This is a genomic window from Amycolatopsis sp. NPDC058278 (genome assembly GCF_042881395.1).
Lineage (GTDB): Bacteria > Actinomycetota > Actinomycetes > Mycobacteriales > Pseudonocardiaceae > Amycolatopsis.
Genome location: NZ_JBHVXZ010000136.1, coordinates 1 through 24,867, shown reverse-complemented (window position 1 = coordinate 24,867; position 24,867 = coordinate 1). Strand labels below are relative to the sequence as shown.

Sequence of the window (24,867 nt, the reverse complement as noted above, 5' to 3'; positions counted from 1 at the left end):
CCCGCACCGTGCTGCCGCAGCTCGAACGCGCGCTGCTGGCCGGCCACGACGTCGTCCTGCTCGGCGAACGCGGCCAGGGCAAGACCCGCCTGCTGCGCACCCTCGCCGGCCTGCTCGACGAGTGGACACCCGTCATCGAGGGCTCCGAGCTGGGCGAACACCCGCTGCAGCCGATCACGCCCGCGTCGATCCGGCGGGCCGCGGAGCTCGGCGACGACCTGCCGGTGACCTGGCGCCACCGCTCCGAGCGCTACACCGAAAAGCTCGCCACGCCGGACACCTCGGTCGGCGACCTGATCGGCGACGTCGACCCGGTGAAGGTCGCCGAAGGCCGCAGCCTCGGCGACCCGGAGACCATCCACTTCGGTCTCGTCCCGCGGGCCCACCGCGGGATCGTCGCCATCAACGAGCTGCCCGACCTGGCCGAACGCATCCAGGTCGCCCTGCTCAACGTGATGGAGGAGCGCGACATCCAGGTCCGCGGCTACACGCTGCGGCTGCCTTTGGACGTCCTGCTCGTCGCCACCGCGAACCCCGAGGACTACACCAACCGCGGCCGGATCATCACCCCGCTGAAGGACCGCTTCGGCGCCGAGATCCGCACCCACTACCCCCTGGACGTCGAGTCGGAGATCGCCGTCGTCCGGCAGGAGGCGAACCTCGTCGCCGAAGTCGGCGAGCCGCTGCTGGAGGTGCTCGCCCGGTTCGTCCGCAACCTCCGCGAGTCGACGGTGATCGACCAGCGTTCCGGCGTCTCGGCGCGGTTCGCCGTCGCCGCGGCGGAGACCGTGGCGGCCGCGGCCCTGCGGCGCTCGGCGCTGACCGGGGAGGAGCCCGCGGTGGCCCGCCCGGTCGACCTCGACGCCGTGCCGTCGGTGCTGCGCGGCAAGATCGAGTTCGAGCCCGGCGAAGAGGGCCGCGAGATCGAGCACCTGGTGCACCTGCTGCGCCTGGCGATCGCCGAGACCGCGCGCGACCGGTTCGCCGGCCTCGACCTGCGGCCGCTGGCCGACGCGGTCGGCGACGGCCACCTGGTGTCCACCGGCGAGCGCGTGCCGGGCAAGGACGTCCTCGAAGCCCTGCCGGAGCTGCCGGTGCTGCACGAGGTCGCCCGGCGGGCCGGGGTCTCCGCCGACGAGCCCGCCGGCCGGATCGCGGCCGCCGTCGAACTGGCGCTGGAATCGCTGTTCCTGTCGCGAAGGCTCGCCAAGGACTCCGACGACACGACGACCGTCTACGGCCGATGACCGCGGTCCCGCTTCCCGACGGCTACTCCTACGGCCCGTGGCACGACGGGCCGGACCCCCTCGCGCCGCCGGCCGACCTGCGCGACGCGCTCGACGAGATCGGCCGGGACGTCATGGCCGGGGCCTCGCCGCGGGCCGCGCTGGAGGAGATGCTCCGGCGCGGCACCGAGCGCACCGCGGGCCTCGACGAGCTGACCCGGCGGCTCTGGCAGCGCCGCTCGCAGATCCAGCGGCGCAACAACCTCGACGGCACCCTCCAGGAGGTCCAGCGCCTGCTGCAGGAGGCCCTCGACGCCGAGCGGCGCGAGCTGTTCCCGGACCCGGACGACGACGCCCGGTTCCGGGAGGCCCAGCTCGACGCGCTGCCGCCGGGCACGGCCGCGGCCGTCAACGAGCTGGCGGACTACGACTGGCGCTCCGAACAGGGCCGGGAGAACTACCAGCAGATCCGGGACCTGCTCGGCCAGGAGCTGATGGAGTCCCGGTTCCAGGGCATGAAGCAGGCGCTGCAGAACGCCGGGCCCGAGGACGTCGAGCGGATCAACGAGATGCTCTCCGACCTCAACGACCTCCTCGCGGCACACGCCCGCGGCGCCGAGGACATCCAGCAGCGCTTCGAAGACTTCATGGGCAAGCACGGCGAGTTCTTCCCCGAGAACCCGCGGAACGTCGAGGAGCTGATCGACGCGCTGGCCGAGCGGTCGGCGGCCGCGCAGCGCATGCTCAACTCGATGTCGGCCGAGCAGCGCGCGGAACTCGCCGAGCTGACCCAGCAGGCCTTCGGCGACCCGCGGCTGGCGCAGCAGCTGTCCCAATTGGACAGTCAGCTCCGGGCGGCGCGCCCGGGCGAGGACTGGACCGGCTCGGCGCGCTTCCGCGGCAACAACCCGCTGGGCATGGGCGAAGGCGCCCAGGCCATGCAGGATCTCGCGGAACTGGACGCGCTGGCCGAGCAGCTGGGCCAGTCCTACCCCGGGGCGCGGCTGGAGGACATCGACCTGGAGGCGCTGGAAGCCCAGCTCGGCAAGGACGCGGGCGTCGACGCCCGCCGGCTGGCCGAACTGGAGCGGGAACTGCGCCGCCAGGGCCTGTTCGAGCGGGCCGCCGACGGCTCGCTCCGGTTGTCGCCCAAGGCGTTGCGGCGCCTCGGCGAGACAGCGTTGTCCGACATCGTGAACGCGTTGCGCGGCAAGACCGGCGAGCGCGAGACCGAGTCGGCGGGCGCGGCGGGCGAGCCCACCGGCGCGTCGCGGCCGTGGCGGTTCGGGGACATGCAGCCCTGGGACGTGCCGCGCACCATCCGCAACGCCGTTCTCCGGTCGGTGTCGCTGGGGGAGCGGCAGGTCCGCCTCGACGTCGAGGACGTCGAAGTGGTCGAGACCGAGCACCGGTCCCGGGCGGCGGTGGCGCTGCTGGTCGACACGTCGTGGTCGATGGTTTCGGAGGGCCGCTGGCTGCCGATGAAGCGCACCGCGCTGGCGCTGCACCAGCTGATCAGCACCCGCTTCCGCAACGACGCGCTGCAGCTGATCATCTTCGGCCGCTACGCGCAGTCGGTGGAGCTGCCGGAGCTGGTCGGCCTGGAGGGTGCGTGGGAGCAGGGCACCAACGCCCACCACGGACTGCTGCTCGCCGGGCAGCACCTGCGGCGGCACCCGGACGCCCAGCCGGTGGTCCTGATGGTCACCGACGGCGAGCCGACGGCCCACCTGGAACCCGACGGCGAAGCGGTCTTCGACTACCCGCCCCAGCCCCGGACCCTCCACAAGACACTGTCCGAAGTGGATCGCCTGGCGAAGCTGGGTGCGTCGATTTCGGTGTTCCGCCTCGGCGACGACCCGCGGCTGACGTCGTTCGTGGACCTGATCGCCCGCCGCTCGGGCGGCCGGGTGATCGCCCCGGACCTCGACGGTCTCGGCGCGGCGGTGGTGGGCGACTACCTGCGCACGCGGCGGTGACCCCGGCGGGTGCTCCCGCGGCCGCGGCAGCACCCGGTCACCGGCGTCCGGGGTGGTACCGCCGGAGGCACACTTCGCGCGGGTCGATCCACCGGCCGTGCGCGGGCTGCTCGGCCAAGGGATCCGTCCACCGCACCCGCAGCCGGTCGGGGTGCGCTTCCTGGATGCGCACCTCCGTCCACCGCCCCGGCGCCTCCTCGGCCCACCACGGGTCGCCCAGGCTCGGCAGGCCGTCGCGGCGGACCACGTCCTCGGCTTCCTCCCGGCTCGTCGGCCCGGCGAGCGCCGCGTGGAACACGGTGACCGGCTCCCAGCCCGACCCGGTGAGCCGGAGGTGGCCGAGGAGCTCGCCGTCCTCCTCGCGCCGGACCTCGGTCGTGCTCACAGCCGCACTCCCAGCCGGTCGCGGACGGCGGCGATCACCTTTTCCGTCTGGGCCCGCAAGGCGTCCAGACCGGTCTGCTCGTCGGCCGAGCCGACGTAACCGGCCGGATCGGCACGGACCCCCTGCTTCCACACCGCGGTGAGCCGCTGCGTCGCGGTGATGTCCTCGTCCGGGCGTCCGTCGACCAGAACGAGATCCGCGCGCAGCCCGGGCCGGATCCGGCCGCGGTCGGCCAGGCCGAACACCCGGGCCGGGCGGGCCGTCGCCGCGGCCAGCGCGGCGGACGGCGGAAGCCCCGCGCCGACGAGGTACCCCAGCTCCCGGTGCAGGCTGGCGCCGTGCACGGTGCCCGGGTTCGGCGCGTCCGTCCCGGCCAGCACCGGCACGCCGGCCGCGTGCAGCAGCCGGGTGTTGACGCGCGCCGCTGCGAAGTCCGGCAGCTGCGGCGGCAGCCACCGCTGCTCCTGCCGCTCGAGGACGGCACGCCACGCGGGCCCCAGCCGCGCCGCGAGAGCGGGCTCGGTCAGCAGCGAACCGCCCGGGAAGCCGTCGGCCACCGACAGCGTCGAGATCACCGCGACGCCCGCCGCGGCGATCGCGTCGACCTGTCCTCCGGTGAGCGCGTCGAACGGGACGTGCGCGAGCACGTCGACCCCGGTGGGCAGCAGGTCCATCGCCCCGCGTGCGGTCGACACGTGCGCGGCGACGACCAGGCCGGCCGCGTGCGCGGCTTCGGCCAGCGCGGCGATCGTCGGCACGTCCAGCGACGGCATCGGCATCGGGCCGCCGGTGCCGTCGTCGTAGAGCACCTTCAGGTGCGCCGCGCCTTCGGCGACGCGGTCGGCGACGAACCGCCCGGCGTCCCGCGGTCCGGTGACGTACGGGAACGGTGCGTACATCATGCTCGGGTGCCCGCCCGGCGCGGTGGCTCCGACGCTCGAGGAGCGCACGTCGGCGCAGTCCGGCCCGGCGCCGCGGGCCAGCGCCTCTCCGACCGTGTCCGGCTTGCTGAACATGTCGAGCACGGTCGTGACGCCGAAGGTGAGTGCCTGCCGGGGCGCGCCGGGCAGCAGGTGCACGTGGGCGTCGATCAGCCCGGGCAGCAGGGTGCCGCCGCGGGCGTCGACGTGCTCGTCGCCCGGCCGGCGCAGGGTGCCGTCGCCGAGCGCGGTGATGCGGCCGCCGGTGAGCCGGACGGCGGTGTGGTCGGTGAGGCGCTCGCCGTCGAAGACGCGGGCGCCGGTGATGGTCGTGGTCACGACGTCACGATAAAAGTTGACACCGTGTGAAGGTCAACTTCTAAGCTGGCGGGATGCAGTACTCGATCAGCCAGGTCGCGAAGGCCTCCGGCGTCTCGGCGCGGATGCTCCGCCACTACGACGCGATCGGCCTGCTCACGCCGGCGTCGGTGGCGGCGAACGGCTACCGCTGGTACGGGCGGCCCGAACTGCTGCGCCTGCAGCGCATCCTGCTGCTGCGGCGGCTCGGCCTCGGCCTGGCCGAGATCGGGGCGGTGCTGGGCGACCAGGTCGACGAGGCCGCCGCGCTGCGCGGGCACCTGGCCCAGCTCGAGGAGGAGCGCCGCCGCCTCGACCGCGTCATCGCCACCGTCGAGGAGACGATCACCGACCTCGCCCACGCCCGGATCGACGATCCCGACCGGTTCTTCGCCGGCCTGCGCAAGGACGGCGCCACCATGCGGCAGAGCTACCGCGAGACGTTCGGCGAAGGCGCCGCGGTGGCCTTCGACACCGCCCAGGCCGCCCAGGTCGGGCTCACCGCCGCGGACTACGAGCACGCCGCCGCCCGGAGCGCCGCGCTGTTCCGGCGGCTGGCCGCCGTCATGCGCTCCGGCGCCGCACCGGAGGACCCCGCCGCGCTCGACGCCGTCGCCGAGCACTACGAGTCCGTGAGCCACTTCTGGCAGCCGACCGCCCCCGCCTACGCCGCGATGGGCGGGCTGTACCTGAACGATCCCCGGCAACGGGAGCTGGCCGAGCGAGCCGATCCGGAGCTGCCGGCGTGGCTCGCGCGCGCCATCGAAGCCTACGCGCGAGTACGGCTCGTCCCACCGCTCGGGAAGGCCTGACGACCCGGCAATTACAGTCGAGGCATGCAGACTTGGTCATCGGTCGACGTGCCCCGCATCCCCGGCACCCCCCGCCCGCTGCGGCTCCACGACACGGCCACCGGGCAGATCCGCCCGACCGCGCCCGGCGCCACCGCCCGGATGTACGTCTGCGGCATCACGCCCTACGACGCGACACACCTGGGGCACGCCGCGACCTACCTCGCCTTCGACCTGGTGAACCGCATCTGGCGGGACAACGGGCACGACGTCCACTACGTGCAGAACGTCACCGACATCGACGAGCCGCTGTTGGAACGCGCCGCGCGCGACCAGGACGACTGGGTGGTGCTGGGCATGCGCGAGACGGCGCTGTTCCGCGAGGACATGACCGCGCTGCGGGTCATCCCGCCGCGGCAGTTCGTCGGCGCGGTCGAGAGCATCCCGGAGATCGTCGAGGTCATCGCCAAGCTGCTGGCCAACGGCAGCGCCTACCGCGCGGACGACCCGGAATTCCCCGACGTCTACTTCGACCACACGGCGACCGGGAAGTTCGGCTACGAATCGAACTACGACGCCGAGACGATGGCGAAGTTCTTCGCCGAGCGCGGCGGCGACCCCGACCGGGCCGGCAAGCGCCACCCGCTGGACGCGCTGGTGTGGCGCGTGGCCCGCGAAGGCGAGCCGTCGTGGGAATCCGAGCTGGGTGCGGGCCGCCCGGGCTGGCACATCGAGTGCAGCGCGATCGCGGTCAACCGGCTGGGCCTCGGGTTCGACCTCCAGGGCGGCGGCTCGGACCTGATCTTCCCGCACCACGAGTACAGCGCGGCGCACGCCGAAGCCGTCGCCAAGGACGGCCGGTTCGCCCGCCACTACGTGCACGCCGGGATGATCGGCCTCGACGGCGAGAAGATGTCGAAGTCGCGCGGGAACCTCGTGTTCGTCTCCCGGCTGCGCGCCGACAAGGTCGACCCGGGCGCGATCCGGCTGGCGCTGTTCGCCGGCCACTACCGCGCCGACCGCCCTTGGACGGACCGGCTGCTGGCCGACGCCGAAACCCGGCTCGCGCGCTGGCGGGAAGCCGTCTCGCTGGCCACCGGACCGGCGGCGGAGGACACCGTCACGCGGCTGCGCGACCACCTCTCCGACGACCTCGACACGCCGAAGGCCCTGGCGGCGATCGACGCGTGGGCGACCGAGGCCCTGCGCCGCGACGGCACCGACCCGACGGCCCCGGCCCTGATCCGCGACGCCGTCGACGCCCTCCTCGGCATCGCACTCTGACCACGACGAGGGGCCCGGTGCGCCACCGGGCCCCTCGTGTGTATAACGGCCTATACCGCCACTGGCCGGCCGGCGGCCAGTTCCAGGCGGTCGCCCGCCCAATCCCGGCGCAGCCACCGGTCGTGGGACGCGATGACGACCGCGCCCGGCGCGGTTTCCAGCGCCGCGAACAGTTCTTCCGCCAGGGTCAGCGAAATGTGGTTCGTCGGCTCGTCCAGCAGCAGGACGTCCGGCGGGTCGGCGAGCAGGATCGCCAAGGCCAGCCGCCGCCGCTGGCCGACCGACAGCGCCCCCACCGGCTGCCGCAGATCCCGGGACGCCAGCAGGCCCAGCCGGCTCAGCGGGGGAGCGTCCTCGCCGAGTGCGTCCCGGTACACCCGGGCCGCGTTCCGTTCCGGCTCGGCGAACACGACGTCCTGCTCCAGCAGCCCGACCCGCACCCCGTGTCCGAAGAGGACCGTCCCGGCCGCGGGCGCGAGCCGGCCGGCCAGCACCGAAAGCAGCGTCGACTTCCCGGCGCCGTTCCCGCCGGTGACGAGCAGCCGGGCCGAACCGCCGACGTCCAGCCGAGGCAGCGACAACCGTCCCGGCACTTCGAGTGAGCACGCCGAGATCGCCGGGCCGTCGCCGGTCGCGCGGGCGGTGAGGTCCGCCTTGAACCGCAACGGCGCCGGGGGCTTGCGGACCTGGTCGCGTTCCAGGTTCTCCAGGCGCTGCTCGGCGTCGCGCACCCGCCGCGAGATCGTCTTCTGGACGCGAGCGCCCTTGAACGCGTGGATGAACTTGTCGTTGTCGCGCGGGCCGCGGCCGTAGGCGACGTTGCGCGCCGTGACCGCGACGGTTTCCCGCAGCTCCTTCAGTTCCTCCTGCTCCTCGGCGAAGCGCTGCTCCCAGCGAGCCCGCTCGGCCTTCTTGTGACCGAGGTAGTCGGTGTAGCTGCCGCCGTAGCGGACCGCGCCGCCGGCCTGCCGGTCGGCCGCGGCCGGGTCGAGGTCGACGATGTCGGTGCAGACGGCGTCGAGGAACACCCGGTCGTGCGAGGACAGCACCACGATCCCGGTCAGCTCGACGAGGTGCCGTTCCAGGAACGCCATCGCCGCGTCGTCGAGGTGGTTGGTCGGCTCGTCGAGCAGGAGCGTCTCCGGTTGCCGGATCAGCAGCGCGGCCAGGCCGAGCCGCGAGCGCTGCCCGCCCGACAGCGTGCCGAGCCGCCGGTCCGGTGCGACGCCGCCGAGGCCGAGCCCGTCGCAGACGAGCTTGGCGCGGCGGTCGGCGTCCCAGAGGTCGTGGGCCTGCGCCCACTCCAGCACCCGGCCGTACTCCTCGAGCACGCCTTCGTCATCGGGCCGGTCGGTCATGGCCGCGGTCAGCTCGTCGAGGCGGGCCGCGGCGGCCCGGATCTCGGCGAGCGCGCCGTCGAGCACGTCGGCGAAGGTCGCGTCCGGGGGATGCGGCAGTTCCTGCAGCAGGAACCCGACGTCCGGGCCGCGGAGCACCTCGCCGGAGCGCGGTTCGTCGAGCCCGGCGAGCAGGCGCAGCAGAGTGGACTTGCCGGTGCCGTTTTCGCCGACGAGGCCGAGCCGCTGCCCGGCCGACGCGGTGAGGGAGACGCCGTCGAGGACGACGCGGGTGCCGTAGCCGAAGACGACGTCCTTGGCCTGCAACGGAAAGAGGGTAGACACAGGTGATCACCGGGCCCTGGGGGAAGAAAGCGGAGATCCCGGCCGGGCGTCGTGGCACGCGGGAGCGTCGGCTCGACCGGGTGCCGCCTCAAGCGGGATGGGCGCGGTTCAGTTCCTCATAGTGGAACCAGGTTAACGCAACATCAGTAGAGTTAGTCAACCGGTTATGGCCTGGGTCACATCCGGCAGGTCCGCCGTCGACCGTTCCGCCGCCGCGGTGCCGTCGGTGAGGAACTCGAGCAGGGCGGTCAGCTGACGGCGGTCGAAGCGGGCGAGGCGTTCGCCGACGAACCGCGCCATCGGCGCGTACAGCTCGGCGAGTTCGGCCATCCGGTCGGGGAGCGGCCGCACGACGAGCCGGCGCCGGTCGGCGGGATCGGGGGCGCGTTCGGCGAGCCGGTGCCGTTCCATCCGGTCGAGCAGCCGGGTGAACGCGCCCGTGCTCATCCCGAGCAGCCGGGCGAGTTCGGTCGGGGAGTCGCTGACGCCGCCGTGGAGCAGGTGCAGGCAGTGCAGCTCGGTCGGGGTGACGGCCATCCGCTCGGCGACCGCGGCGTGGAAGAGCGCGGTCGAGCCCACGAACCGGGGGAGGGCGAGGGCGGCGGCGGTGGCGAGTTCGCGCTGGTCGGGCAACGTCCATCCAAGGTCGGTCACGACGCAGTCACTGCTTCGCGCAGTCACTGCCCCGCGAACGATAGCGGAGCCGGTTGACAATCCCGCGGGCGGGACGAACTATGAAAGAAGACTTTCGAAATGGTTCTTTCAGATTGGACGACCGATGGCCGGGCTGCCGCCGCGCAAGCGGATCGAAGACGTCGAGCTGCTGCGGGCGCTGGCGCACCCGCTGCGGTCGGCGCTGCTGAACCACCTGACCGCCGTCGGCCCGCGCACCGCGAGCGAGTGCGCCGAGGCGGTCGGCTCGACGGCGTCCAACTGCAGCTGGCACCTGCGGCAGCTCGCGCAGTACGGCTTGGTGGAGCGGGCCGACGCCGAGGACGGCCGGGAACGGCCGTGGCGCGCCCGGCAGGTCGGGCTGGACATCGGCCGGTTCGCCGACGACCCGGCCCGCCGGGCCGCCCAGCTGGGCGTCGTGGGCGCGAGCCTCGGGCACGAGCAGGAGCTGACCCAGCGCTACCTGGACTCCCTCGACGACCTCGACCCGGCCTGGGTCGCGGCGTCGGGGCTCTCGACGTACGCGCTGCGCGTCACGCCGGAAGAGCTGACCCGGCTGGGCGACGCGATCGACGCGCTGGTCCGGCCCTACGTCGGCGCGATCCGGCCGGACGCCCCGGCGAACGCGCGCCCGGTGCACGTCAGCCTGCGGGCGTTCCCGCGCATCGAACACTCGGGAAAGGCGGAGGAGTGAAGCAGCTGCTGGGGGTTCCGGCGTTCGCCCGGCTGTGGGTGGCCGCGTTCTTCGGCGAGACGGCCGAGTGGATGCTGCAGGTCGCGTTGCCGATCTACGTCTTCCAGCGCACCGGCTCCGCCGCGACGACGGCGCTGAGCATCGTGCTCGGCCTGCTGCCCGCGGTGCTGCTGAGCCCGGTGGCCGGCGTCGTCGCCGACCGGTGGAACCGCCGCGCGGTGCTGTTCGGGGTCTGCTGCGGGCTCGCCGTCGTGGCGCTCCCGCTGCTGGCCGAGCCCGGCGTCACCGTGGTGTACGCGGTGATGGCCGCGCAGGCGGCGCTGGCGTCGGTGTTCGAACCCGCGCGCAACGCGCTGGTGCCGGAGCTGGTCGGCGTCGCCGAAGTGACCCCGGCGAACGGCCTGATGAGCGTGAACGGCAGCGTCGCCCGGCTGGCCGGCGGCTGGGCCGGCGGGGCGCTGCTGGGCTTCGGCGGGCTCGCCGACGTCATCGCCGGTTATCTGGCCGTGCTCGTGGTCGCCGCGGCCCTGCTGGCCAAGCCGTTCCGCCGGGCCGCCGCGCCCGCGCCGGCCGCGGTGCGGGAACCGGTGGTGCGGGCCTGGCTCGACGGCCTGCGCGAGCTGACGCACAACCGGCGCCTGTGGCGCACCGGGCTCGCGCTCGTGCTCACCTCCGTGGCCCAGGGCATGTTCCTGGTGCTGTTCGTGGTCTACGTGCTGAACGTCCTGGGCGGCAGCGAAGCCGACGCGGGCCTGTTGCGCGGGGTGCAGGCGATCGGCGGGCTGGCCGCCGGGTTCGCCGTCGCCACCGTGGCCCGGCGGGTCGCGCCGGCCGCCCTGCTCGGCTGGGGCTCCCTCGGGCTGGGCCTGCTGTCCGCGGTGATCTGGAACCTGGCGCCGGTGACGACGGCGCTGGGCGTGTACGCCGGGTTGTTCGCCATGGCCGGCGCCCCGGGTGTGGTCGTCGGCGCCGGGACGCTCTCGGAGATCCAGAGCGCCGTCGCCCCAGAACGGACGGGGCGCGTGCTGAGCACGACGTTCGCCGCGATGGCCACCTTCACCACGGTCGGTGCGCTGCTGGCCGGGGCGCTGGTGGCGACGGCCGGGACGGCGCTGCTGCTGAACGTCCAAGCCGCCGTCTACGTCTTCGCCGGGGTGCTGGTGCTGCTCCCGCGCCGGGGGTGGACCCGGCAGTTGGTGTGGAGGAAACGGGCCGCCCCCTCGGTGAAGTCGTAGATCGCCACCGTCTGCGTGTCTTCGAGCGGATCGGCCGACGGCATCAGGAAATGCGTCGGGCTCACCGGCAGCAGCTCGTACGTCAGGCGGGCGGGCTTGCCCAGGAACTCCGCCTGCATCGGGTCGAGGTCCAGCGTCAGGCGCAGCGCGCCGCCCTCGGCGGACACCTCGTACCGGGCGCCGGGCCGCTCGTACACCCCTTCGTACCTCGGCAGGTCGAGCTTCAGGGCCGGGTCCGGCTCCGGCAGTTCCGGTGGGACCGCCGTGCCGAGGTCCCCCAGGATCTCGGTGAACACCTTGCGCGCGAAGGGTTCCCGCGGGCCACCGTTGGTCAGCACGGCGACGGCGGTGTTCGAGTCCGGCAGGATCCGCAGCCGGGCGTTCTGGCCGATCGTGCTGCCGTCGGTGGCGTAGACGGTTTCGCCGTGCCAGTCGCAGACGATCAGGCCGAGTGCCCACGCCGGCCCGAACAGGTACGGGTCCGGGACCGGCACCCGCGACCGCAGCATCTCCCGGACGCTCGCGGCGGAGACGATCCGCCTGCCGTCCGGCGTGAGACCCTCGTGGAGCAGGACGTGCGCCATCGTGAGCACGTCGCGGACCGTCGACGTGATGCCGCCGCCGGGGCCGAACTCCCGGGGGAGGTAGGCCATCGGCGTGACGATGGGGCCTTCGGCGAGGGACCGGAGCAGGTGCCCGGTCGCGGCCCGCGTCCCGTCCACCTGTTCGGGGCGGCTGTTCGTGCCGGTCAGGCCCAGGGGAGTGAAGAGCCGGTCGCGCAGGACGTCGTCCCAGCGCTTGCCGTCGAGGACCTCCGTGATCCGGGCGAGGATCGCGTACCCCAGCGCCGCGCTGTAGCCGTGCGTGTGGCCCAGCGGGAAGACCTGTGGTGCGTCGGCGATGTTCTCGACCATGCGCTCGTGGATGTCGTCGTCTTCGCCGGGGTCGCCGAAGGCTTCTTCGATACCGTTGGTGTGGTTGAGCAGGTGCCGCGCGGTGAGCTTCGCGGTCGTTTCCGGATCGGCCACCCTGAACTCGGGCAGGTAGGTCCGGATCGGCTCGTCCAGGTCGGCCTTGCCCTCGTCGACCAGTTGCAGGAAGACCAGCGCGGTCCACGTCTTCGTCATGGAGCCGCACTGGTAGACCGTGTCCGGCGTCGCCGGTTCGGCGGTTTCGACGTCCCTGATGCCGACGGCGAACCCGGTGATCACGCCGTCGTGGAGCACGCCGACCGCGGCGCTCGGGATGCCGTACTCGGCCAGCAGGGCCGACACCCGGTCCCGGATCGTCATCGGGGGAGCCCCACCGCGTTCGCGGCGTCCGCTTCGAAGTACTCGGTCGAGGCGTGGGCACCGGCGTGGGTCTCGAAGAACTCTCGCACGCGGTCGACGGAGTCGTGGGCGATGACGTTCACCGCCCGGGTGCCGTCCGTGCTCGCCACCGCCAGCTTCCACACCGCGCCCGGCGGAAGCCGGCCGTGGGCCTTCTTCAAGCCGTTCCAGAACTTGCTCCCGTCCGAGACGGCCGAGATGGCCAGCACGTGCGTCTTGTCTTTCGTCATGCGGAAAAGCTACGTTGCGTTTCAAGCAGTCTCAACGTAAATGATGCCGCAGCCCTGGTGGAACGACGGATCATTGCACCAGAACTGCGGACGAACGCAACGAGCCGTTGCACTGTGGTGTGGGTGAACGCACGGGGAGGAGAACCGGGTGCCCGGAGGCAGGCTGACCCTCGACGACCGCCGCCGCATCGCGGGCTGGCTCGACAGCGGGCTCGGGTACGCCGAGATCGGACGGCGGCTCGGCCGCCCCACGTCCACGATCAGCCGGGAGGTGGCCCGCAACAGCACATCCGGCGAGTACCGGCCCGGCCACGCGCAGGAGGCCGCCGTCCACCGCGCCCGCCGCCGCCGGCCGCCCCGGCCGGGCGAGCCGCCCGAAGAGCCCGCCGAGGTGGTGCGGGGCTTCGTGGACGAGTTCGCGGCTCTGCTGGCCGCGACCGGCCTGCCCCGGATGACCGCCCGCGTGTTCGTCTGCCTGCTGACCGCCGACGCCGGCGGGCTGACCGCCGCCGACCTGGTGGCACTGCTGCGGGTCAGCCCGGCTTCGGTGTCCAAGTCCATCGGCTCCCTGGAAGCGATGGAGCTGGTCGGGCGCCGGCCGGACCCGGGCGGGCGCCGCGAGCGCTACACGATCGACGACGACGTCTGGCTCCGGGCCTGGCAGGCCGACACCGGGGCGCACGGGCGGATCGCGGCCGTCGCGCGGCGGGGCATCGGGATCTTCGGGCCGGACACGACCGCCGGCTCCCGGCTCGCGAGCATGGGCCGGTTCTTCGGACGGCTCAGCGAGCAGATGGACGGCAGCACCCTGGCGGAGGAGGCCGGCTACGACGCCCTGACCGTGGTCGCCGCGCTGGTGCACGCCCGCCGGCCACTGGCCGTGGCCGAGCTGGCCGCCGCGCTCTGCTGGCCCCGGGACCGGGCGGTGGCCGCCGTGGACGCGCTCCGGCGCCGTCCGGCCATCGCCGATCCCCTCGCCCTGCACGACGCCGGCTCCGGGACGGTCACCGTCACGGCGAGGCCGGATCGCCTGAGCCCGGTCCAGCGCGAAGGGATCGCAGGTTTCGCGTAGCTTCCCCGGCCGCGGTGGTTACGGTGGAGGGGTGCCGCACCTCTTCGCCACCAGCGACCTCCACGTGACCCACGAGGGCAACGGCCTGATCCTCGACTCGGTCGTCCCGGAAACCCCCGAAGACTGGCTGCTCGTCGCCGGCGACGTCGCCGAGCTGGCCGAAGCCACCATCGGGACGCTGAAGACCCTGCGCAGCCGGTTCGCGAAGGTCGTCTGGGTGCCGGGCAACCACGAGCTGTGGACGACGAAGAACGACGACTGCCAGCTGCGGGGCCAGGCCCGGTACGAGTACCTCGTCGAACAGTGCCGCGAGATCGGCGTGCTGACCCCGGAGGACGAGTTCCCGGTCTGGCGGCACGGTCCGCGGCCGCTGACCATCGCGCCGCTCTTCCTGCTCTACGACTACAGCTGGCGGACCCCGGAGGCGGAGGGCAAGTCCCTGGAGGAGGCCCTGCGCCAGGCGCGCGAGGCCGGGGTGGTCTGCACGGACGAGTACTTCCTGCACCCGGACCCGTACCCCAGCCGCCAGGCGTGGTGCGCGGACCGGCTGAAGATCAGCACCGAGCGCCTCGACGCGATCCCCGGGGACCACGGCACGATCCTGATGTCGCACTGGCCGCTGCACCGCCACCCGACGGCGCCGCTGTACTGGCCGGAGTTCGCGCTCTGGTGCGGCACGACCAAAACCGAGGACTGGCACGTCCGCTACCGCGCGGAGATCGCCGTCTACGGCCACCTGCACATCCCGCGCAGCACCGAGGCCGACGGCGTCCGGTTCGAAGAGGTCTCGCTGGGCTATCCGCGCGAGTGGCGGAAGCGGGCGCGGGGCGCGGTGCCGATGCGCCGGATCCTCTGGCCGTCATGATTCCCCGCGCCGCCGCTCCCTGAGCGCCCGGACCCGGCCCCGGCTGGCGCAGGCCGGGGAAGGACACCAGCGCCGCCGCCCGCCCGGGTCGGCGAAGACACCCCGGCAGTCCTCCTCCGGGCAGACCCGCAGCTCGTGCCGCAGGGGCCCGGTGAGCCAGTCCGCGGCTTGGCAGGCCAGCCTGCCGAGCGCGTCGGCGGCGGTCGCGGGGGCGCTCCGCCGGAGCCGGTCGAGCGCGGCGAGGTGGACCGGCTCGGTCTTGAGGAAGGCCGTCAGCGGGCGCACCTGGCCGGCTCCGGGCGGAACGCCGTCGACCACGCCCAGCGCGAGGTCCCGGAGGGCTTCGCGGAGCCGGTGAGCCGCGCGCACATCGGCGTACGTGACGGGGGTGAGCGGGGCCAGCTCGACCCGGGCGAGCCAGTCGCGCAGCCGCTCCACCGTCTGGATCCGCTCGACCGGCTGGGCCCCGAAGTGGCGGCCGCGGGTGGCCAGGAGGTTCAGCCAGGGTGCGCCCATGTCGAGGCGGAAGTCTTCGGACACCTCGCCATCGTAACGCCTGAGGCGTTACACTCGCCGTCGTGACTGGGGAACCCAAGGTCCGCACGGTGCTGGGTGACATCGATCCGGCCGAACTGGGCGTGACGAACTCGCACGACCACCTCTTCTTCGCCTCGAAGCTGCTGCCGGGCCAGGAGCTCGACGACCCGACGCACGCGATCCACGAGCTCCTCAGCTTCCAGGGGGCGGGCGGGGCGGCCGTCGTGCAGTGGACCCCGTTCGGCCTCGGTCGCCAGACGCACAAGCTGGCCTGGATGGCCGAAGAGCTGGGGATGCACGTGGTGGCGGCCACCGGCCTCCACCGGGCCGCGCACTACTCACCGACCGTGCTGACCAAGGTGATCGACGACCTGGTCCGGGTCTTCGTCGACGACCTGGTCGAGGGCACTCCGCCGACGGACCGCCCCTACGACCCGCGGACCGGGCCGCGTGCCGGGCTGATCAAGGTCGCCGGCGGCTACCACGGTGTCGACTCCCACGCGCGGCTGACGTTGACCGCCGCCGCGGTGGCCCACGACGAGACCGGTGCGCCGATCGCCGTGCACCTGGAACTGGGCACCGCGGGTCTCGAAGTCGTCGACCTGTTGTGCCAGAAAATGAGCGTGCCACCCGAACGGGTGATCCTCGGTCACCTCAACCGCAACCCGGACCCGATGGTCCAGCGCGAGATCGCCGAAACCGGCGTGTTCCTGGCCTTCGACGGCCCGTCCCGTGCCAACCACGCCACCGACCCGCGGCTCTTCGACGGTCTCCAAGCGCTCGTCGAGGCCGGTCACGGCGGGCAGATCCTGCTCGGCGGCGACACGACGACGGCCGCGGCCCGCTACGTCGCCGAAGGCCCGGGGATGCGTTACCTGCTCACCACGCTCGCGCCGCGGCTGACCAAGCAGCTCGGCGGCGACGTCGTCACCGCCATGCTGGTGGCGAACCCCGCGCGGGCGTTCGCCACCAGCTGGCTCAAGTGACTCAGCGCAGGCCGAAGCCCTCCTGCCCGCCGCCGCGGCCGCGGCGGCGCAGGTAGCGCTCGAACTCGGCGGCGATCTTGTCGCCGCTGACGTCCTGCTCCGCGACCTCGGTCTGCGCGTCACCGCGCTCTTCGAGGCCGCGGACGTACTCGCTGATCTCCTCGTCTTCGTCGGCCATCTCGCTGACCGTGCGCTGCCACTCCTCGGACTGCTCGGGCAGCGCGCCCAGCGGGATCTCGACGTCGAGGATGTCCTCCAGCTTGTGCAGCAGCGCCAGCGTCGCCTTCGGGGACGGCGGGTGCGACACGTAGTGCGGCACCGCGGCCCAGATCGAGACGGCCGGGATGCCCGCCTGCACGCAGTAGTCCTGCAGGATGCCGACGATGCCGGTCGGGCCCTGGTAGTTGTTCAGGTCGAGGCCGTACAGGGACGCGGTGTCCTTGTCGTACGCCGTCCCGGTCACCGGGACCGGGCGGGTGTGCGCGGTGTCGGCGAGCAGCGCCCCCAACGTCACCACCGTCGCGACGTCCAGCTGCTTGATGTGGTCGAGCAGCTCGGCGCAGAAGGCGCGCCAGCGCATGTTCGGCTCGGGGCCCTGCACGAGGACGACGTCCCGGTCGAACCCGTCCGGGCGGCACACGGACAGCGTCGTGGTCGGCCAGTCCACCCGTCGAGTGACGCCGTCCACCATCCGGACGGTCGGGCGGCTGACCTGGAAGTCGTAGTAGTCGTCGGGCTCCAGCTCGGCCAGCGGCGTGGCGTCCCAGTTCAGCTGCAGGTGCTCGACCGCCCGGCTGGCCGCGTCACCTGCGTCGTTCCAGCCTTCGAAGGCGACCACCATCAAAGGCCGGGTGGGTTCGGTGCGGTCGCCGGGCGGCCGCGGGGTCTCGTCGACGGGCTCACTCACCGGACCAGCCTACGACCACCGGCCTTACCCTGTTCAGCATGTCCGACCGCCTGTCGTCGCCCTTCCTCGAAGCCCTTCGCTCGCGCGTTCTGGTGGCCGACGGCGCGATGGGCACCGCCCTGCAGGCCCACGACCTCAGCCTGGCCGATTTCGACGGCCTCGAAGGCTGCAACGAGATCCTCAACGTCACCCGGCCGGACGTGGTCCGCTCGGTGCACCGGGGCTATCTGGAGGCGGGCGCGGACGCCGTCGAGACGAACACTTTCGGGGCCAATTTCGCCAACTTCGCCGAGTACGACATCACCGGGCGGATCTTCGAGCTCGCCGAGGCCGGCGCCCGGCTGGCCCGCGAGACCGCCGACGAGTTCGCGACGCCGGACCGCCCGCGGTTCGTGCTCGGCTCGGTCGGGCCGGGCACGAAGCTCCCGACGCTCGGCCACGCGCCGTTCACCACGCTGCGGGACGCCTACCGCGAAGAGGTCCGGGGCCTGCTGGCCGGCGGCGCCGACGCGGTGATAGTGGAGACCACCCAGGACATCCTCCAGACGAAAGCGTCGATCATCGGCGCGAAGCGGGCGATGGCCGCCGAGGGCCGGCACGTGCCGATCCTCGCTTCGATCACCGTCGAAACCACCGGCACCATGCTGCTCGGCACCGAGGTCGGCGCGGCGCTGGCCGCCCTGGAGCCGCTCGGCATCGACGTCATCGGGCTCAACTGCGCCACCGGGCCGGCCGAGATGAGCGAGCACCTGCGGCAGCTGGCCAAGCACGCCCGGGTGCCGCTGTCGGTGATGCCCAACGCCGGCCTGCCGGAGCTCGGCCCGGACGGCGCGGTCTACCCGCTCGGCCCGGAGGCCCTGGTCGAGGCGTTGACCGGGTTCGTCCGCGAGTTCGGCGTCGGCCTGGTCGGCGGCTGCTGCGGCACCACCGACGAGCACATCCGGCAGCTCGCCGCAGCGGTCTCCGAGACAAAACCGGTCCCGCGGCGGCCGCGGCCCGAGCCGGGCGTGTCGTCGCTCTACCAGGCGGTGCCGTTCAAGCAGGACGCCAGCGTGCTGATGATCGGCGAGCGGACCAACGCCAACGGCTCGAAGGCGTTCCGGACCGCGATGCTGGAGGGCCGCTGGGACGACTGCGTCGAGATCGCCCGCGAACAGACCCGCGACGGCGCCCACCTGCTGGACCTGTGCGTCGACTACGTCGGCCGCGACGGCACCGCGGACATGGCCGAGCTGGCCGGGCGCCTGGCCACCGCCTCCACCCTGCCGATCATGCTCGACTCCACCGAGGTCGCGGTGCTGAAGGCGGGACTGCAGCGGCTCGGCGGCCGCTGCGCGGTCAACTCCGTCAACTACGAGGACGGCGACGGCCCGGAGTCCCGGTTCACCCAGGTCATGGACCTGGTCGGCGAGTACGGCGCCGCCGTCGTCGCCCTGACCATCGACGAGGAGGGTCAGGCGCGCACCGCGACCAAGAAGGCCGACATCGCCACCCGGCTGATCGACGACATCACCGGCAAGTGGGGGCTGCGGACTTCCGACGTCATCATCGACGCGCTGACCTTCACCATCGCCACCGGCCAGGAGGAGTCGCGCCGCGACGGCATCGAAACGATCGAAGCCATCCGCGAGATCAAACGCCGCCACCCCGAGGTCCAGACCACGCTCGGCCTGTCCAACATCTCCTTCGGCCTGAACCCGGCGGCGCGCCAGGTGCTCAACTCGGTGTTCCTGCACGAATGCGTCCAAGCCGGCCTGGACACCGCGATCGTGCACGCGTCGAAGATCCTCCCGATGGCCCGGATCCCGGACGACCAGCGCGCGATCGCCCTGGACCTCGTCTACGACCGCCGCCGCGAAGGTTACGACCCGCTGCAGGAGCTGATGGCCCTGTTCGAGGGCGTCAGCGCGGCGTCGTCCAAGGCTTCGCGCGCCGAAGAGCTGGCCGCCCTGCCGCTGTTCGAACGCCTCGAACGCCGGATCGTCGACGGCGAACGCAACGGACTCGCCGACGACCTCGACGCGGCCCTGGAACAGCGGCCCGCCCTGCAGATCATCAACGACACGCTGCTGTCCGGCATGAAGACCGTCGGCGAGCTGTTCGGGTCCGGGCAGATGCAGCTGCCCTTCGTGCTGCAGTCGGCCGAGGTGATGAAGGCCGCCGTCGCCCACCTCGAACCCCACATGGAGACCGGCGACGACTCCGGCAAGGGCCGGATCGTGCTGGCCACCGTGCGCGGCGACGTGCACGACATCGGCAAGAACCTCGTCGACATCATCCTGTCCAACAACGGCTACGAGGTGGTCAACCTCGGCATCAAGCAGCCGATCACGACGATCCTCGACGCGGCCGAGGAAAACGGCGCCGATGCCATCGGGATGTCCGGGCTGCTGGTCAAGTCGACGGTGATCATGAAGGAGAACCTCCAGGAGATGAACTCCCGGGGTGTCTGGGCGCGCTGGCCGGTGCTGCTCGGCGGCGCGGCGCTGACCCGGTCCTACGTGGAGAACGACCTGAGCGAGCTGTACCTCGGCGACGTCCGCTACGCCCGGGACGCGTTCGAAGGCTTGCGGCTGATGGACGCGATCATGGCCGCCAAGCGCGGGGAGTCGCCGCTGGTGGACGCCGACGCGGAGAAGAAGCGCCGAGAGCGCAGGGAACGCCGCGAACGCTCGCTGCGGATCGCCGAGGCGCGCAAAGCCCGCAAGGCCGACGAGGAAGCCCTCGAAAGTCCGCCGCCCGCGCGCTCGGACGTCGCCACCGACGTCCCGCTGCCGGCGCCGCCCTTCTGGGGCTCGCGGGTGGTCAAGGGTGTCGCGCTCGCCGACTACGCCGCCATGCTCGACGAGCGGGCGACCTTCATGGGGCAGTGGGGGCTCAAGGGCGCCCGCGGCGGCGCCGGGCCGACCTACGACGAACTCGTCGAGTCCGAAGGCCGGCCGCGGCTGCGGTACTGGCTCGACCGGTTGACCGCCGACGGCGTCCTGGCCCACGCGGCCGTCGTCTACGGCTACTTCCCGTGCGTCGCCGAGGGCGACGACCTCGTCGTGCTCACCGAACCCGAGCCGGACGCACCGGAGCGGCTGCGCTTCACCTTTCCGCGCCAGCGCCGCGACCGGCGGCTCTGCCTGGCCGACTTCTACCGTCCCCGGGAGACGGGCGAAGTCGACGTCGTGCCCTTCACCGTCGTCACCATGGGCCAGCCGATCGCCGACTACGCGAACGAGCTGTTCGCCGCCGACGCCTACCGCGACTACCTCGAAGTCCACGGCCTCGGCGTCCAGCTCACCGAGGCGCTGGCCGAGTACTGGCACTGCCGCATCCGGGCCGAGCTCACCCTGCCCGGCGGTGTGGCGGTCGCCTCAGAGGACCCCGACGACGTCGAGGACTTCTTCAAGCTCGGCTACCGTGGGGCGAGGTTCTCCCTGGGCTACGGCGCCTGTCCCGACCTCGAAGACCGGGCGAAGATCGTCGCCCTCCTCGAACCGGGCCGGATCGGCGTGAAGCTGTCCGAGGAGTACCAGCTGCACCCCGAGCAGTCGACCGACGCGATCGTCTGCCACCACCCGGAAGCCAAGTACTTCAACACCTGAGGAGACTCCACTGTGGACGGACTCGTGGCCGTGCTGTGGGACATGGACGGCACGCTCGTCGATTCCGAAAAGCTGTGGGACGTCGCGCTGTACGAGACGGCGGAATCACTCGGCGGCAAGCTTTCCGAGCAACAGCGGATGACCCTCGTCGGGTCCAACATGGACGATACGTCGGCGTACCTCCTCGAAGTGGTCGGCCTTCCGGTGACGCCCGAGGCGATCGCGGCGACCGGCGAGGAAATCCGCCGTCGCACGGCGGGGTTGTTCGACGACGAGCTGCCGTGGCGCCCGGGCGCGCGTGAAGCGTTGACGGCGGTGCGCGAAGCCGGTTTGCGGTCGGCGCTGGTCACCTCCACCGAGCGCGACCTGACCGAGCTCGCGCTGAACACGATCGGCCGGGACTTCTTCGACGTCACCGTGTGCGGCGACGAGGTCGAAGGTCTGAACAAGCCGCACCCGCGCCCGTACCTCAAGGCGGCCGAGCTGCTCGGTGCCGACCCGGCGCGCTGCGTCGCGGTCGAGGACTCCCCGCCGGGCACGGCGTCGGCGGTCGCGGCGGGGTGCACGGTGCTGGTCATCCCGAACGACGTCGAGGTCGAGGCGGGGGAGCGGCGGGTGTTCCGCGACTCGCTCGTCGGCATCGACGTGCCGGCGCTGGCGGCCCTGCTCGGCTGACCACGACCACGTCGCTTTTCCGCTAGCCCGGGGTGGCTCGGGTCCGCGATGCTGAAGCGGTGCATGAGGACTTCGAGCGGTGCGTGCGGGCCGTGCAGGCGAAGGACGCCCGGTTCGACGGGTGGTTCTACTGCGCGGTGCTGACGACCCGGATCTACTGCCGGCCCAGCTGCCCGGTCGTGCCGCCCAAGCGGCAGAACATGAGCTTCCACCCGAGCGCCGCGGCCGCCCAGCAGGCCGGGTTCCGGGCGTGCAAGCGCTGCCGTCCCGACGCCAGTCCCGGCTCGCCGCTGTGGAACGAGCGCGCCGACCTGGTGGCGCGCGCGATGCGGCTGATCGCGGACGGCGTCGTCGACACCGAAGGCGTCCGCGGCCTCGCCGCCCGCCTCGGCTACAGCGTCCGGCAGGTCGAACGCCAGGTGTTCGCCGAACTCGGCGCCGGTCCGCTGGCTCTGGCCCGGGCCCAGCGCGCGCAGACCGCCCGCACCCTGATCGAGACGACCAAGCTGCCGATGACCGAGCTGGCCCTGGCCGCCGGGTTCGGCAGCATCCGGACGTTCAACGACACCGTCCGCGAGGTGTTCGCCCTCTCGCCGACGGAGCTGCGCAGCCGCGCGAAGAGCACGCCGCAGGCCGCCGCCGGAGCGCTCGTGCTGCGGCTGCCCTACCGGAAGCCGCTGTGCCCGGACAACCTCTTCGGGCACCTGGTGGCGACCGGCGTGCCGGGCGTGGAGGAGTGGCGGGACGGCGCCTACCGGCGGACGCTGCGGTTGCCGCACGGCCACGGCGTCGTCGCGCTGCGGCCGGAGAACGGCCACATCGCCTGCCGGCTCACCCTGGCCGACCTGCGGGACCTGCCGGCCGCCACCAGCCGGTGCCGCCGGCTGCTCGACCTCGACGCCGACCCGGTCGCCGTCGACGACCAGCTCGCCACCGACCCGCTGCTCGCCCCCCTCGTCGCGGCCGCGCCCGGCCGCCGGGTCCCGCGCACCACCGACGGCGCCGAGTTCGCCGTGCGGGCCGTGCTGGGCCAGCAGGTCTCGACGGCGGCGGCGCGCACCCACGCGGCCCGGCTCGTCGTCGCGCACGGCGAGCCGGTCGACGACCCCGGAGGCGGCCTCACCCACCTGTTCCCCTCGCCCGAGGCACTCGCTTCGCTGGACCCCGAGACCCTGGCCATGCCGCGCAGCCGCCGTCGCACGCTGCTCGGGCTGGTCTCGGCGTTGACCGACGGCCTGGACCTCAGCGCGGGCAGCGACTGGGAGGCGGCCCGGGCCGCGCTGGGCGCGTTGCCCGGCTTCGGGCCGTGGACGGTCGAAACCATCGCGATGCGCGCTCTCGGCGACCCGGACGCCTTCCTCCCCACCGATCTCGGCATCAAGTACGCGGCGGAAGCCCTCGGCCTCGGCGGCCCGGCGGCCGTCGTCGCCCGGTCCGCGGCGTGGCGCCCCTGGCGCGCCTACGCCACCCAGCACCTGTGGGCCACCGGAGACCACGCGATCAACCGGATGCCCGCGGCATGAAACCGACAGGAGAAGAAATGCGCACCCACGCCGTCGTCGACAGCCCGTGCGGCCCGTTGACGCTGGTCGCCGAGGGCGCCGCGCTCTGCGGCCTCTACATGGTCGACCAGCGCCACCGCCCGGACGAGCTGACCTTCGGCTCGCACGACCCGAGCGCGGAGGTCTTCGACCGCGCCGAAACCGAGCTGAAGGAGTACTTCGCCGGGCAGCGCCACGAGTTCGAAGTGCCGCTCACTTTCGTGGGCACGCCGTTCCAGCAGGCGGTCTGGGCCCAGCTGCGCAAGATCCCGTACGGCACGACGATCTCCTACGGGCAGCTCGCCGACCGGCTGGGCAACCCCGCGGCATCGCGGGCGGTCGGGCTGGCCAACGGCAAGAACCCGATCGGCATCATCGTCCCGTGCCACCGGGTGGTCGGCTCCACCGGCTCGCTCACCGGCTACGGCGGCGGCCTCGAGCGCAAGCGGTACCTGCTGGACTTCGAGCAGGGCGCGCTCTTCTGAGTTCCGTCGCGGGGGTTGCTCCCAGCCCGTGGGAATCGGTGTCCACGGCAGTGTGAGATCGGCAGCACCCACGGCGGGGCGGGGCGGCGCCGCGGGGTCCGGGATGGAAGGATTCCGGACCGTGAAGACCTTCGATGAGCTGTTCGCGGAGCTTGCCGAGCGCGCGCGTACCCGTCCCGACGGGTCCGGCACCGTCGTCGCCCTCGACGCCGGGGTGCACGCCCAGGGCAAGAAGGTGCTCGAGGAAGCCGGCGAGGTGTGGATCGCCGCCGAGCACGAGTCCGACGACCGCCTCGCCGAGGAGATCTCCCAGCTGCTGTACCGGGTACAGGTGCTGATGCTCGGGCGCGGGCTGTCGACCGAGGACGTCTACCGCTACCTGTGACGGGGTCGCCCGGTGCTGGACCGGGCGCGGAACGAGGAGAGAAGCGAATGCTGCGTGTTGCCGTGCCGAACAAGGGAGCCCTCGCCGCCGCGGCGACGGAGATGCTCGGCGAGGCGGGCTACCGCAAGCGGCATGAGCAGCGCGACCTGACGGTGCTCGACCCGGTGAACGAGGTCGAGTTCTTCTTCCTGCGGCCCAAGGACATCGCCATCTACGTCGGCTCCGGCGACCTCGACCTCGGCATCACCGGCCGTGACCTCGCGCTCGACTCGGGCGCCCCGGTGGAGGAGGTCCAGGCGCTGGGCTTCGGCGGCTCGACGTTCCGCTACGCGGCCCCGGCCGGCCGGGACTGGAAGCCGGCGGACCTGCACGGCAAGCGGCTGGCGACGTCGTACCCGCGGCTGGTCCGCGACGACCTCGCCCGCCACGGCGTCGAGGCCGAGGTGATCCGCCTCGACGGCGCGGTGGAGATCTCGATCCAGCTCGGCGTGGCGGACGCGATCGCGGACGTCGTCGAGTCGGGCCGGTCGCTGCGGCAGAACAACCTGGTGGCGTTCGGCGACCCGATCTGCGTGTCGGAAGCCGTGCTGCTGCAGCGCCGGGGCACCGAGGAGAGCAAGGCGAAGTCGCAGCTGGCCGCGCGCCTGCGCGGGGTCGTGTTCGCGCAGCAGTACATGATGCTCGACTACGACTGCCCGCGGACGCTGGTGGAGCGCGCGATCGCGATCACGCCGGGCCTGGAGTCGCCGACGGTGGCGCCGCTGGCCGACGACGACTGGGTCGCCGTGCGCGCGATGGTGTCGCGCAAGAAGGTCAACCTCGTCATGGACGAGCTCGCCGAGGTGGGCGCCAAGGCGATCCTGGCGTCGGACATCCGGTCCTGCCGCCTCTGACCGCACACGGTCGTGGGGGGGGGGGCGGGGGGGCCCCGGGGGGTCGCCCCACCGCCCGGCCGCCCGGGGGGGGGGGGGGGGGGGGCCGGGGGTCTGGTCCAAGACCACGTGCCCAGCAAGAGATAGGACGCAAGAAACAACA

General features: G+C 72.8%; 23 protein-coding genes. 15 read left to right on the top strand and 8 right to left on the bottom strand.

The window, feature by feature from the left end; genetic code table 11:
* The coding region (locus ACFVYA_RS42185; RefSeq protein ID WP_387053207.1) for an ATP-binding protein at positions 1-1,247 on the top strand (1,247 nt) is incomplete at its 5' end.
* Positions 1,244-3,205, top strand: a complete 1,962-nt coding sequence (locus ACFVYA_RS42180; RefSeq protein ID WP_387053205.1) for a hypothetical protein — start codon at positions 1,244-1,246, stop codon at positions 3,203-3,205. The genes ACFVYA_RS42185 and ACFVYA_RS42180, both read left to right, overlap by 4 nt.
* A 37-nt stretch (positions 3,206-3,242) precedes the next feature.
* Here the strand turns inward: ACFVYA_RS42180 and ACFVYA_RS42175 are convergent, their stop codons facing one another.
* Complete coding sequence (locus ACFVYA_RS42175) at positions 3,243-3,590, bottom strand: hypothetical protein (RefSeq protein WP_387053203.1); 348 nt, start codon at positions 3,588-3,590, stop codon at positions 3,243-3,245.
* Positions 3,587-4,849: an amidohydrolase family protein gene (locus tag ACFVYA_RS42170; RefSeq protein WP_387053201.1), complete on the bottom strand. Its 1,263-nt coding sequence runs from the start codon at positions 4,847-4,849 to the stop codon at positions 3,587-3,589. The genes ACFVYA_RS42175 and ACFVYA_RS42170 overlap by 4 nt, the downstream gene beginning before the upstream one ends.
* A 53-nt stretch (positions 4,850-4,902) precedes the next feature.
* Between ACFVYA_RS42170 and ACFVYA_RS42165 the strand changes: the two genes are divergently transcribed.
* Entirely contained in the window at positions 4,903-5,679 is a 777-nt protein-coding gene (locus ACFVYA_RS42165) for a MerR family transcriptional regulator (RefSeq protein ID WP_387053199.1), read from the top strand.
* 24 nt (positions 5,680-5,703) lie between these two features.
* Entirely contained in the window at positions 5,704-6,942 is a 1,239-nt protein-coding gene (mshC, locus tag ACFVYA_RS42160) for a cysteine--1-D-myo-inosityl 2-amino-2-deoxy-alpha-D-glucopyranoside ligase (protein WP_285992085.1), read from the top strand.
* A gap of 50 nt (positions 6,943-6,992) precedes the next feature.
* On the opposite strand, the gene ACFVYA_RS42155 is transcribed toward mshC, so the two are convergent.
* The gene (locus ACFVYA_RS42155; RefSeq protein WP_387053197.1) at positions 6,993-8,624 is read right to left on the bottom strand and encodes an ABC-F family ATP-binding cassette domain-containing protein; all 1,632 of its coding nucleotides are present in this window, start codon (positions 8,622-8,624) and stop codon (positions 6,993-6,995) included.
* A gap of 156 nt (positions 8,625-8,780) precedes the next feature.
* Positions 8,781-9,257, bottom strand: a complete 477-nt coding sequence (locus ACFVYA_RS42150; protein ID WP_285993838.1) for a MarR family winged helix-turn-helix transcriptional regulator — start codon at positions 9,255-9,257, stop codon at positions 8,781-8,783.
* 145 nt (positions 9,258-9,402) lie between these two features.
* On the opposite strand from ACFVYA_RS42150, the gene ACFVYA_RS42145 reads away from it, so the two are divergent.
* Together ACFVYA_RS42145 and ACFVYA_RS42140 are read left to right on the top strand one after the other, a co-directional pair.
* Complete coding sequence (locus ACFVYA_RS42145) at positions 9,403-9,990, top strand: ArsR/SmtB family transcription factor (RefSeq protein WP_387053195.1); 588 nt, start codon at positions 9,403-9,405, stop codon at positions 9,988-9,990.
* On the top strand, positions 9,987-11,225 hold the full coding sequence (locus tag ACFVYA_RS42140) for an MFS transporter (RefSeq protein ID WP_387053193.1): 1,239 nt from the start codon (positions 9,987-9,989) through the stop codon (positions 11,223-11,225). Before ACFVYA_RS42145 ends, ACFVYA_RS42140 begins: the two co-directional genes overlap by 4 nt.
* On the opposite strand, the gene ACFVYA_RS42135 is transcribed toward ACFVYA_RS42140, so the two are convergent.
* Positions 11,129-12,517 carry a serine hydrolase gene (locus ACFVYA_RS42135; RefSeq protein WP_387053192.1) on the bottom strand — a complete coding sequence of 463 codons (1,389 nt, stop codon included), beginning with the start codon at positions 12,515-12,517 and terminating at the stop codon, positions 11,129-11,131. The genes ACFVYA_RS42140 and ACFVYA_RS42135 overlap by 97 nt on opposite strands.
* Entirely contained in the window at positions 12,514-12,786 is a 273-nt protein-coding gene (locus ACFVYA_RS42130) for a hypothetical protein (protein WP_387053191.1), read from the bottom strand. Before ACFVYA_RS42130 ends, ACFVYA_RS42135 begins: the two co-directional genes overlap by 4 nt.
* Before the next feature lie 148 nt (positions 12,787-12,934).
* Between ACFVYA_RS42130 and ACFVYA_RS42125 the strand changes: the two genes are divergently transcribed.
* Positions 12,935-13,858: a helix-turn-helix domain-containing protein gene (locus tag ACFVYA_RS42125; protein WP_387053189.1), complete on the top strand. Its 924-nt coding sequence runs from the start codon at positions 12,935-12,937 to the stop codon at positions 13,856-13,858.
* Between the two features lie 31 nt (positions 13,859-13,889).
* A complete protein-coding gene (locus ACFVYA_RS42120; protein WP_387053187.1) occupies positions 13,890-14,723 on the top strand; it encodes a metallophosphoesterase family protein in 834 nt (277 codons plus the stop codon).
* On the opposite strand, the gene ACFVYA_RS42115 is transcribed toward ACFVYA_RS42120, so the two are convergent.
* Positions 14,718-15,263: a CGNR zinc finger domain-containing protein gene (locus ACFVYA_RS42115; RefSeq protein ID WP_387053185.1), complete on the bottom strand. Its 546-nt coding sequence runs from the start codon at positions 15,261-15,263 to the stop codon at positions 14,718-14,720. The genes ACFVYA_RS42120 and ACFVYA_RS42115 overlap by 6 nt on opposite strands.
* A 38-nt stretch (positions 15,264-15,301) precedes the next feature.
* On the opposite strand from ACFVYA_RS42115, the gene ACFVYA_RS42110 reads away from it, so the two are divergent.
* A complete protein-coding gene (locus ACFVYA_RS42110; protein WP_387053183.1) occupies positions 15,302-16,246 on the top strand; it encodes a phosphotriesterase in 945 nt (314 codons plus the stop codon).
* A 1-nt stretch (position 16,247) separates the two neighbouring features.
* Here the strand turns inward: ACFVYA_RS42110 and ACFVYA_RS42105 are convergent, their stop codons facing one another.
* On the bottom strand, positions 16,248-17,153 hold the full coding sequence (locus ACFVYA_RS42105) for a PAC2 family protein (protein ID WP_387053181.1): 906 nt from the start codon (positions 17,151-17,153) through the stop codon (positions 16,248-16,250).
* Positions 17,154-17,191: 38 nt separating this feature from the next.
* Between ACFVYA_RS42105 and metH the strand changes: the two genes are divergently transcribed.
* The 6 genes from metH (at position 17,192) to hisG (ending at position 24,725) form a co-directional block, all read left to right on the top strand.
* The gene (gene metH / locus ACFVYA_RS42100) at positions 17,192-20,746 is read left to right on the top strand and encodes a methionine synthase (RefSeq protein WP_387053179.1); all 3,555 of its coding nucleotides are present in this window, start codon (positions 17,192-17,194) and stop codon (positions 20,744-20,746) included.
* A 42-nt stretch (positions 20,747-20,788) separates the two neighbouring features.
* Complete coding sequence (locus ACFVYA_RS42095) at positions 20,789-21,421, top strand: HAD family hydrolase (protein WP_387053208.1); 633 nt, start codon at positions 20,789-20,791, stop codon at positions 21,419-21,421.
* Positions 21,422-21,480: 59 nt separating this feature from the next.
* Entirely contained in the window at positions 21,481-22,944 is a 1,464-nt protein-coding gene (locus tag ACFVYA_RS42090; RefSeq protein WP_387053177.1) for an AlkA N-terminal domain-containing protein, read from the top strand.
* 17 nt (positions 22,945-22,961) lie between these two features.
* On the top strand, positions 22,962-23,447 hold the full coding sequence (locus ACFVYA_RS42085) for a methylated-DNA--[protein]-cysteine S-methyltransferase (protein WP_285992072.1): 486 nt from the start codon (positions 22,962-22,964) through the stop codon (positions 23,445-23,447).
* Between the two features lie 121 nt (positions 23,448-23,568).
* On the top strand, positions 23,569-23,832 hold the full coding sequence (locus ACFVYA_RS42080; RefSeq protein WP_086681128.1) for a phosphoribosyl-ATP diphosphatase: 264 nt from the start codon (positions 23,569-23,571) through the stop codon (positions 23,830-23,832).
* Between the two features lie 47 nt (positions 23,833-23,879).
* Complete coding sequence (hisG, locus tag ACFVYA_RS42075; RefSeq protein ID WP_387053174.1) at positions 23,880-24,725, top strand: ATP phosphoribosyltransferase; 846 nt, start codon at positions 23,880-23,882, stop codon at positions 24,723-24,725.
* Positions 24,726-24,867 lie beyond the last annotated feature (142 nt).

Excerpts from the sequence above, each read along its gene's own strand:
- metH (WP_387053179.1), top strand. The coding sequence starts at position 17,192 with ATGTCCGACCGCCTGTCGTCGCCCTTCCTCGAAGCCCTTCGCTCGCGC.
- ACFVYA_RS42145 (WP_387053195.1), top strand. The coding sequence starts at position 9,403 with ATGGCCGGGCTGCCGCCGCGCAAGCGGATCGAAGACGTCGAGCTGCTG.
- ACFVYA_RS42135 (WP_387053192.1), bottom strand. The coding sequence starts at position 12,517 with ATGACGATCCGGGACCGGGTGTCGGCCCTGCTGGCCGAGTACGGCATC.
- ACFVYA_RS42180 (WP_387053205.1), top strand. The coding sequence starts at position 1,244 with ATGACCGCGGTCCCGCTTCCCGACGGCTACTCCTACGGCCCGTGGCAC.
- ACFVYA_RS42095 (WP_387053208.1), top strand. The coding sequence starts at position 20,789 with ATGGACGGCACGCTCGTCGATTCCGAAAAGCTGTGGGACGTCGCGCTG.
- ACFVYA_RS42085 (WP_285992072.1), top strand. The coding sequence starts at position 22,962 with ATGCGCACCCACGCCGTCGTCGACAGCCCGTGCGGCCCGTTGACGCTG.
- ACFVYA_RS42165 (WP_387053199.1), top strand. The coding sequence starts at position 4,903 with ATGCAGTACTCGATCAGCCAGGTCGCGAAGGCCTCCGGCGTCTCGGCG.
- ACFVYA_RS42130 (WP_387053191.1), bottom strand. The coding sequence starts at position 12,786 with ATGACGAAAGACAAGACGCACGTGCTGGCCATCTCGGCCGTCTCGGAC.
- mshC (WP_285992085.1), top strand. The coding sequence starts at position 5,704 with ATGCAGACTTGGTCATCGGTCGACGTGCCCCGCATCCCCGGCACCCCC.
- hisG (WP_387053174.1), top strand. The coding sequence starts at position 23,880 with ATGCTGCGTGTTGCCGTGCCGAACAAGGGAGCCCTCGCCGCCGCGGCG.